This window comes from Paenirhizobium selenitireducens ATCC BAA-1503, assembly GCF_900492185.1.
GTDB classification, from domain to species: Bacteria; Pseudomonadota; Alphaproteobacteria; order Rhizobiales; family Rhizobiaceae; genus Allorhizobium; species Allorhizobium selenitireducens_A.
In genome coordinates, this window is sequence record NZ_UEYP01000036.1 from 1 (window position 1) to 5,661 (window position 5,661).

10 protein-coding genes and 2 pseudogenes are annotated in these 5,661 nt (G+C 61.8%); 3 read left to right on the forward strand and 9 right to left on the reverse strand.

The window, feature by feature from the left end; translation table 11 throughout:
• Together RHIZ70P_RS22430 and RHIZ70P_RS22435 are read left to right on the forward strand one after the other, a co-directional pair.
• Positions 1-218: type IV secretory system conjugative DNA transfer family protein (locus RHIZ70P_RS22430; RefSeq protein WP_147294055.1), on the forward strand; the 218-nt coding region annotated here is incomplete at its 5' end.
• Positions 208-510 (forward strand): I78 family peptidase inhibitor, encoded by a 303-nt coding sequence (locus RHIZ70P_RS22435; protein ID WP_052760562.1) that lies wholly within the window; start codon positions 208-210, stop codon positions 508-510. The genes RHIZ70P_RS22430 and RHIZ70P_RS22435, both read left to right, overlap by 11 nt.
• Before the next feature lie 47 nt (positions 511-557).
• On the opposite strand, the gene RHIZ70P_RS22440 is transcribed toward RHIZ70P_RS22435, so the two are convergent.
• From RHIZ70P_RS22440 to RHIZ70P_RS22475, 8 genes are all read right to left on the reverse strand, one after another.
• Positions 558-1,019 (reverse strand): hypothetical protein, encoded by a 462-nt coding sequence (locus RHIZ70P_RS22440; protein WP_147294056.1) that lies wholly within the window; start codon positions 1,017-1,019, stop codon positions 558-560.
• A gap of 124 nt (positions 1,020-1,143) precedes the next feature.
• Positions 1,144-1,437: a hypothetical protein gene (locus tag RHIZ70P_RS22445; RefSeq protein ID WP_046797723.1), complete on the reverse strand. Its 294-nt coding sequence runs from the start codon at positions 1,435-1,437 to the stop codon at positions 1,144-1,146.
• 39 nt (positions 1,438-1,476) lie between these two features.
• Entirely contained in the window at positions 1,477-2,097 is a 621-nt protein-coding gene (parA, locus tag RHIZ70P_RS22450) for a ParA family partition ATPase (protein WP_046797724.1), read from the reverse strand.
• Between the two features lie 67 nt (positions 2,098-2,164).
• Positions 2,165-2,470 carry a type II toxin-antitoxin system RelE/ParE family toxin gene (locus tag RHIZ70P_RS22455; RefSeq protein ID WP_046797725.1) on the reverse strand — a complete coding sequence of 102 codons (306 nt, stop codon included), beginning with the start codon at positions 2,468-2,470 and terminating at the stop codon, positions 2,165-2,167.
• Positions 2,467-2,736, reverse strand: coding sequence for a CopG family ribbon-helix-helix protein (locus RHIZ70P_RS22460; RefSeq protein ID WP_046797726.1), 270 nt, complete (start codon positions 2,734-2,736; stop codon positions 2,467-2,469). The genes RHIZ70P_RS22455 and RHIZ70P_RS22460 overlap by 4 nt, the downstream gene beginning before the upstream one ends.
• Before the next feature lie 278 nt (positions 2,737-3,014).
• A complete protein-coding gene (locus RHIZ70P_RS22465) occupies positions 3,015-3,725 on the reverse strand; it encodes a replication protein A (RefSeq protein WP_046797727.1) in 711 nt (236 codons plus the stop codon).
• Positions 3,726-3,909: 184 nt separating this feature from the next.
• Positions 3,910-4,119: a ribbon-helix-helix protein, CopG family gene (locus RHIZ70P_RS22470; RefSeq protein ID WP_046797728.1), complete on the reverse strand. Its 210-nt coding sequence runs from the start codon at positions 4,117-4,119 to the stop codon at positions 3,910-3,912.
• A gap of 262 nt (positions 4,120-4,381) precedes the next feature.
• The gene (locus tag RHIZ70P_RS22475; protein ID WP_115672792.1) at positions 4,382-4,948 is read right to left on the reverse strand and encodes a recombinase family protein; all 567 of its coding nucleotides are present in this window, start codon (positions 4,946-4,948) and stop codon (positions 4,382-4,384) included.
• 189 nt (positions 4,949-5,137) lie between these two features.
• Here RHIZ70P_RS22475 and RHIZ70P_RS22480 point away from each other — a divergent pair.
• Positions 5,138-5,314: pseudogene (locus tag RHIZ70P_RS22480) on the forward strand (winged helix-turn-helix transcriptional regulator); the annotation flags it as partial.
• A gap of 19 nt (positions 5,315-5,333) precedes the next feature.
• Here RHIZ70P_RS22480 and RHIZ70P_RS23130 read toward each other — a convergent pair.
• Positions 5,334-5,661, reverse strand: a pseudogene (locus tag RHIZ70P_RS23130) (hypothetical protein); the annotation flags it as partial.

Sequence of the window (5,661 nt, forward strand, 5' to 3'; positions counted from 1 at the left end):
GCGCAAAACCTTATGTAGGTTTTCTGCTCCGCTGCTACTCAGACCCCATCTCCTACGGTGAACAGCATGTCGGCCGCCCGCTGCTGACTCCCGACGAGGTCCGCAATCTGCCGGCGAATCTCGAACTGCTGTTCCTGGCCGGGCAACGGCCGATCGTCGCCGGCAAGCTCGCCTATTATGCCGATCCGGAGTTCAAGGGGGTGTTCGATGCCGCTTAAGTACCCGCTACCTGTCCTCGTCGCGATCGGAACGCTTCTGGCGCTTGCCGCCTGCACTCAGGCCCCCGCCCCTACAGCTACGGCCGAAACGGGCATCTGCAATCCCGACGCAGCGCGACGCCTCGTCGGCCGGCCCAGGATAACCGACGACGAGGCCAAGCGGCTCACCGGGGCCGGCTCCGTGCGCCAAATCACACCTGGTCAACCCGTCATCCAAAACTACAGCAACACGCGCCTCACCATCGAGACCGATCCGGCAACCGGCCGGATCACGGCGGCGTCCTGCGGGTAAACGGACCCGGCTGACGCCGGGACTTCTGAGTGCGTCCCTCCGGCTCTCTACGGCGCGATGGGAAGCGCGCTCTCCGGGCCGGTCTCGTGCCCCTGGAACGTCCGTAAGAAACGCGCATGGGCTCGCACCGCATCGGCAGCGCCGGCCGCCGCCCCGTCGCCCTGCCGCGCCCGTAAATCCATCACGATGGCAGCCAGATCATAGAAGCTGGCGCGTTGTGCAAACCAATTCCGATCCGCCGAACTCCAAAGATGCGGACGGCGTTCGTACTGTCGCCGATCTCCCTCGACGTAATCGCGAACCCACGTCGCCGGCATGAGCGGAATGATATATTCGGGCATGGCAACCTCGTCCCCTCGTAACGTCGAGTGGATGACATTGATTGTCAGGTCGATCTCTTGGCGTGCGATACCGAGGCCAGCGAGGAAGACGCGATGCGCCTCGATCTCGGCCGCACTCATGACCGTTGCCTTGTTGTCGTGACGGACGGCAGCGAGCGCCTTTTCCAATCCTCTGGTCATTTCGTGTTTCTTCGACGGTGGCCCTCGGCCGGCCCGCTCTCTCCATAAAGGGCCGTAGGGGCGGCCGAGGGCGGGTTACAAGCACGGATTTAGCTATTTACGTATTAGCGTATCAACGTGAATACGGCTCGATCGGGGGCAAGCCATGTTCGCCAAGCACGGCTGAAAAGCCCGCCTCGGCCATCGCCTGGATCGTCGTGCCCTCGGCGTCCGCGAGCTGGCGCAAGCGCTGCCAGTCCGAGCGCCGCACCTTCACCGTGAGCGCCACGGTTTCGCCCCCGCCCCTTTTTCGCCTCGGCGTCGGCATCTCGACGCTCGGTCGCGCCGCCTCGGTCATCGTGTCGCCGGCGTTCTCCGTCCCCTTCGGGCGGGTGAAGGCTGCAAGCCCGGTTTTCTTGGTCGCCATCTATGGGCCTCCTTACTCACGTTGATACGTATTAAGCTATTAACGTTTTAGCGTATCTCTGATCCAGGCCCAAAGGGCGCGGATTTCCTCGGCCGCCTTGCCGTCGCTCTCGAACTCGGTCACGGCGCTGCCACTCGTCACCGCGCGAGCGAATGCCCGCCTGTCCGTGATCTCATGCGGGACGATCGGCAGGCCGTGCGCTTCCAGCGCCGCGCGTGTCTCACCGATCTCAGGCGCGCGGAACGGGCACGCCGACAGGATGAAAGCGCCGCGCACCTTCGCGGCCCTGACGATCTCGACAGCGGCCGGGACCGCTGCCAGGTCGAAAGCCGAAGGGCGAACCGGAATCAAAACCAGCTCCGAACGCCTGGCGATCTGACTGGCGGCCGGCGCGGCATGTGGTGGACTGTCCACGACGACCAGGCTCATGCCCTCGCCCTTGGCCGCCCTTAGCGCCGCCTCAAGGTCGCCGGCCTGGGCCGTCGCCACGATCGGCGTTTGCGCTTCCCGTGCGCCCGCCCAGGCCGTGGCGCTCTCCTGGGGATCGGCATCGATGACGCAAACCCGCTCACCGCTGGCCTCGGCCGCGACAGCGGTATGAACGGACAACGTGGTTTTGCCGCTTCCGCCCTTCTGACTTAAAAACGCAATCACGTTCATGCGTTAATCCTTCTATGCGTCAATACGTATTCAAGTATACAGCTAAAGACGTCAAAACGTCTTTAAGTCAGTGCGGCCAATCCTCGGCGGGCCAGTCCCGCGCCGTGTGGATAATGCGCACGATCACGACAGTTTCCCGCCCGGCAATCTCACGCAGCTCATAGGCGATTATGTAGGGATGGCGAGGGAGAGATTTTTCGTAGCTTCCGCTCACTCGCCCTGGCCGACCGGTCGCAAATTCGCCGAGCTTGTTTCCCGCTTCCTCGATCGCATCCACAACCCGCTCGGCGGCAAACGGGTTGTCTTCTGCGATGTAGCGCAGGATTTCGATGTTATCCCGTTGTGCTTCTATCGACCAGACAACCGGCCTCATCCTTGCGCGGCCTTCCGACGCTTCGCGTCCTCGATGACCGCGCGCATTTCTGCGACGGCCTGGTCATGCGGGATCACTCGGCCGGCCGCTGCATCGGCCATACCGCGTTTGATGCCGTCGATGATTTCAAGCTCGCGCTCGACGTAAGCCGCGACGGCCTCGCCGGCCAGGAACGACTTGCTGCGCCGGGTATCGGTCGCGATCCGGTCGAGCTTCTGCTTTACCTCGGGGCTGACCCGAATTGTCATTGTGGTGCTAGCTGTCACGGCCGGAACTCCTATGTTGAATTGTGTACACCTTAGCACATTCGAACTCAGTTCGGCCAGCCCATCTTTCGATAAGCAGGCACGCAAAAACGTTAATACGTATTCACGCATTGATATCTGGCAGACCCTAACCACCTGCTTTTCTCGAAAGCAAAATGCGACCTCTCCGCGAACTCAGCAGCTGAATTTTTGCTGTGTGGGTGCCGGCACCGGCCCGCACTTAACGCGGGCCGGAACCGCCGCAGGGCCGCGATAGCGGCCCGAACAGCGGCGTCCGCTTATGTCTTCCTATCTTTAATAGAACTAGATGGGGATTCAGTCTGCTTGGCGGACTCACGTTGTTTCATCGATCTCGCAAGGCGGGCGAGCGCCTGTCCCAAGGGATTGTCGCCCACATCGAACAGCGCCAGCTCGTCCAAGGGAAGGCTTGCCCGGTGCGCCTCCGTCTCGGCCTGACGCTCGGCCTCGGCCTGTACGTGATCGTCGGGCGGGGGAGGGGTCATGCCAAAGCGGCCAAGGAACTGCTTGGCGCGCGCCGGCAGTGACAGCCGATAGGCATTGCTCGTCTGCTGCACCTGGGGGCCGCGCCCCTCGTTGCCGGTCGGCACGTAGCGCCGTAGCCAGTCGAGGAAGCCATGCGCCCGCAAGTTCTTCAACGCCCGCACGATCGCGTCACGCGACCGCCTGAGCTTGCTCATGAGCGTGTCTATCGCCGGATCGAGCCGGCCGGTCCTAAAATCCACCAGGTTGGCGAACAGCTCTAGCACCTCGATCGCCACCGATCCCAGCGGCCCGCTGCGCTCGCCTGGCTGGCGCTGGGCCAGTTCGTAGCGCTTGGCGGCTAGGAGGATCGTCCGGACCTCCTGACGGTTCGTCCGTCGCCAGAAGACCCCTTCGCAGCGGCCGGCCGCGCTGGAATGCCGCCGCACGGGCGTGCGCTCCCGCTCGGCCGGTGCCCCTACGAGCACCGCCCCAATTTGTGCAAACATCGTCCCTTCGTCCTCCGTTTAGGAGGGCACGGACACCGGACAAAGATTCAGCGTTCCCGCAAGACGCATGTCTTGCAGGCTTACGTGTAACCGACTATGTTGGGCGCTGTGTTAAGGCGGTTCCCAACATAACCGTTCCGAAATCCAAAACCCCTTGCCGCTGCTAACGGCGAGGGGTTTTTCGTTATGCCCTCTGCTGCTTCTCGATCAGTAACCTCAAAGCTTCTTCGATGATGGGGCCGCGACCAGCCGCCCCCCTCTGCTCCTTGATCTTGTCGATTTGCTCTAGAAGATCAGTCGGAACGTAAGTGGTCAGCGCAATACGTCCAGCCGCGATCTGGCGCGCCCTGTGGGCGGCGACCTTCTCTTTGACGGGTGTTGCGCTTCGACTCATAGTTAGCAGTAACGAACGTTTTTCCCGATTCTGCAACCCCTTATGATTAAGTGCCAGAAATTACTCAGCTTTGGGCGGCGGTCGGGCTTGTTTGGATGTTGGAAAACAAACAAAGCCGTCCGAACGCAACGACTCGACATCCCTAACCCTTAGAGAACTCAGAGAGATTTTTGTTTCGTACGATACAAAATCGAACTGCCATTAAGCTGCTTTCAACGCACTTAGCTAAATACGTATTGGCGTATTAACGTTAGCTATGTGGTCAGACCGTCGCGGCCGTCGCGTCGGCAAGTGCCCGATAGAGGGTCGCGCGATGCACCTTCAGGAGCCGCGCGACCTCAGCCACGGGCTTGTCCTGGGCGATGAGCTGGCGCGCATGCGCGACCTGATCGGCCGATAGGGCAGGGGAGGGACCGAACCGCACCCCGCGCGCCTTGGCCGCGATCCGGCCGGCGCTCGTGCGCTCCGCGATCAAGGATCGCTCGAAATCTGCAATGCCGGCGAACACGGTCAACACCATGCGGCCGGCCGGCGTCGTCGTGTCGGCCCATGGCTCGGCCAGGGATCGCAAGCCGGCCTCGGCCTCCTTGATCTGCTCGGCAATGTCGAGAAGGTCGCGCGTCGATCGGGCAAGCCGGTCTAGCCTCGTGACCGTCACCACGTCGCCAGGGCGCAAATGGTCGAGCAGCTTCACCAGCTCGGACCGATCGCGCTTCGCCCCGGAAACCTTTTCCTCAAAGAGGCGAACGCAGCCGACCGCGCCCAGCGCCGCGCGCTGCTGGTCGAGGTCCTGGCCCTGAGTGGAAACGCGGGCATAGCCGATCATCATGCGGCGGGATTCCTGTCGCAAGTTATGTCGCACGAGACCTACCACTTGCGACAAAAACATGCGACACGAAAACTCCTTGTTGATTTCCACTGAGAGTTGACCCGGCAGGCACGGATTTTTCCATCGAGAAGTGACCCATGTTTTCACCACGTCTCACGCGGCATCGCGGGGGACAGCGGAGTGATCGACATGGAGTTATTGAGCGTCATCCGACGCTGGCATTACCGGGATCACCTCTCGATCCGGGATATCTCCCGCCGCACCGGCCTTTCGAGGAACACCGTGCGCAAGTACCTGCGGGCGGACAGCGTCGAACCCCGGTTTCATCTTCCCGAGCGGTCGAGCAAACTCGATCCGGGGTCTGAGTAGCAGCGGAGCAGAAAACCTACATAAGGTTTTGCGCGGGCCCAGCGACCGGCCCCACGGATGACAGCTTCGTCCTCAAGACCGATGCGCTGATGTGTGCGAGGTTGGCTCCCCTGAAGAAAGGATCGGCGGTAACCTCTTGTCCCAGCCAGCTTGGTGTTGGGATCGATTGAAGGTCTTCGGCCGATGCAGCTTCGACTTCGCACAATATCAGGCCGGCAAGCTGATCCTCAAAAACATCGACAGCAAATGCTGCCGCTGCAAATTCCAGGCGATGTCGTCGCTTGCGAATTCGTTTGCCTGGCAGTTGCGCAAGAACTGCGTACTCAGCCTCGGTCAGATAGACG